The sequence below is a fragment of the Desulfosarcina sp. genome, assembly GCF_046496365.1.
In the GTDB taxonomy this organism is placed as follows: Bacteria; Desulfobacterota; Desulfobacteria; order Desulfobacterales; family Desulfosarcinaceae; genus Desulfosarcina.
The window spans coordinates 1-2957 of record NZ_JAWOHB010000016.1; the positions used below are offsets into that span (position 1 = coordinate 1).

Below are 2957 nucleotides of genomic sequence, written 5' to 3' on the forward strand. Positions count from 1 at the left end.
ATCATGAGAGGCAAAACCATGGTGGCCGGATTTTATATCCGCGGCCCCGTGGGATCACCCGCCTCAAACCCGGCGCTTGAAATTACAAGTTCGGCATATGTATCCCATAGCGCTGAAATTCTTTACCGCAACGCCTTCCATCATTTTAACGATGAGGTAAAGCAGCTGGGACGTTTTTATACCAACGTTCACAGTGAAGGGCTCAACCGCCCCGAAGATCTGCCGAATGCGCGTGTCTTTATGGACCGAAGCCATCAAACCACCTTCAGTTTCAACTGCACCTACGCCGGCAACACCCTTTTGCTGAAAAAGGGCAACCACCGGTTTTCCGTGGACAAGGCCGTCTATGAAAAAAGAGGAGACGAGCTGTCCGAACATATGTTTATCACCGGGATCGCAGGACCCGGGGGACGCGTGACTTGGTGCACCGGGGCGGCTCCCAGCGGCTGCGGCAAAACAACCACCGCCATGGCCGGCAATTTTTTTGTCGGCGATGACCTGGCCCAGCTTTGGATCGGAAAAGACGGCAGCATCCGGTCCGTCAATCCGGAATGCGGCATTTTCGGCATTGTGGAGGATGTCAACTGGGAAGGCGATCCCCTGCTGATGGAGCTGCTGCGCAAAGAAGGCGCGGAGGTCATCTGGTCCAATGTCCTGATCGATGAAAACGGGATGCCGCACTGGACGGGAAACGGTGAGCCCCCTCCCGAAAAAGGTAAAAATTTTCAAGGGGACTGGTTTGACGGCAAGTGCGATGCGAATGGAAAGAAGATTCCCATGTCCCACCCCAATTCCCGGTGTACGGTAGCTTCCAGCTCTCTCGCCAATTATTCCGAGAAAGCCGAAGATCCCCAGGGCGTTGAAACCCGCATCATCACTTACAGCGGCAGAGACAGCAACACCATGCCCCCGGTTTGGGCGGCCAAAAGTGCGGATCACGGTGTCGTCATCGGTGCCACCATTGTTTCGGCCGCAACAGCGACAGAGGTAGGCGCCACCGGCGTCAAACGGGCCCCCTGGGCAAACGCCCCCTTTATCCCGGGCGCCCTGGGCGACTACATGGATGCCCAGTTCCGCTTTTTCAACAATTCAAGAATCGCTGCGGACAAACTGCCGGTCATGGCGGGCTTGAACTACTTCCTGACCCATGAAGCCAGGGGCGGCGATTCCAAAAAACTGCTGGGTGAAAAGAAGGATGTAAAGGTCTGGCTCGCATGGCTGGAAAGAAAAGCCCATAACGAGGTGAAGGCCATCGACACCCCCATCGGCTATATCCCGGCATTTGAGGATCTCAGAAACCTTTTTGAAACAATTATCGATAAAGCCTACACGCAGGATTTATACGAAAAGCAGTTTTCTCTGTACATAGACAACATCGTTGCCAGAATTGATCTCCAGTTGGAAGCCTATACAAAAGAAAAAGATGTCCCGCAAAGGCTTTTTGAAATCCTGAAACAGCAGCATGAAGAGCTGATGGCGTTAAGGCACATTCATGGCCCCGTCGTCTCTCCCTGGCAGATGGCAGGAAACAGCTGATTTCTAAAAACCCCCGGGAAAGGCATCTGCAGGTTCATGGCGACACCGCATCATCCCACCACCCCTGGCGGGCGGACCGCGATGCGGTGATAAAAATTATATGGGAGCGGTCATGACGACAGCCGTCAAGAGTCGCCTGCCAAAAAGAAGCTGGTCTGAAGCAACAGCGGCTCTGATTCATCCTCGCGCCATCACCATGCTGTTCCTCGGGTTTTCCGCAGGGCTGCCGATTCTCCTCATTTTCAGCACACTTTCCGTCTGGCTGCGCGAAGCCGGTGTAGAGCGGGGAACCGTCACGTTTTTCAGCTGGGCGGCCCTGGGTTATTCCTTCAAATTTGCATGGGCACCACTGGTCGACCGGCTGCCGTTTCCCTACCTCACCCTTCGAATGGGCCGGCGCAGAGGCTGGCTCCTGGTATCCCAAATCGCCCTGGCATCCGCCATGCTCTGGACGTCTTTCTTTGACCCTCAGCAGACACTGACCATGACCGCCGTCGGTGCCGTCTTCATCGGCTTTTCTTCTGCAACCCAGGACATCGTCATTGACGCGTATCGCATCGAATCGGCTGCTGCGGACATGCAGTCAATGCTCTCGTCCATGTATATCGCAGGGTATCGTATCGGCATGCTGATGGCGGGCGCAGGATCTCTTTGGCTGGCTGACTGGTGGGGAAACGACACCTACGACGTCGCTGTGTGGGCAAAGGTCTACCGTGTTATGGCCGCCATGATGATCGTCGGCATAACCACAACGCTGGTTATCCGTGAACCCGTAGTCCGCCCTCGAAAGACGGATGCATTTCGAAGCAATGCAGATTATTTGAGGTTTATGACCGTATTTGTCCTGGCGATCGGCACCTTCATCGCCGGCTTTTTTCTTTCCAGGGGATTGAGCCTGAGCTATAAGGCTCTGCTGACGGATACCTTCGGCATCCTCCCTCAGCCAGCGGGTTTTTTAACCGAAACCGCCAGACTGGCTTTCAGCATCGTCTTGAGCGCACTGATTACCTGGATCGTCATCCGGATGCAGCTGGTAACATCCGGCCACATACGCGAGACATACATCGACCCGGTCGCCGATTTCTTTCGGCGCTACGGTCCGGCAGCCCTGATCATTATTGCACTTATCGGCACCTATCGTATTTCAGATATCCTGATGGGTGTTATCGCCAATGTTTTTTACATCGATATCGGGTTTACAAAATCACAAATCGCCACCTATACCAAATTCTGGGGCCTGCTGGCGACCATCGGAGGCGGATTCATCGGAGGAATCCTATCGCTTCGCTATGGTCTCCTGCGAACGCTGTTTTTGGGTGCGCTGCTTTCCGCGGCAACCAATGTACTCTTTGCTTACCTTGCCGGGCAAGGGCCCGACGAACTGCTGCTGTTCATGGTCATTGTCGCCGACAACGGCAGCG

2 protein-coding genes are annotated in these 2957 nt (G+C 54.6%); both read left to right on the forward strand.

The features are described 5' to 3' along the window. Positions 1-1536: phosphoenolpyruvate carboxykinase domain-containing protein (locus R6V78_RS00620; RefSeq protein ID WP_410287378.1), on the forward strand; the 1536-nt coding region annotated here is incomplete at its 5' end. Positions 1537-1648: 112 nt separating this feature from the next. Next, positions 1649-2957, forward strand: a 1309-nt coding sequence (locus R6V78_RS00625; protein WP_410287379.1) for an AmpG family muropeptide MFS transporter, incomplete at its 3' end; no start/stop codon positions are given.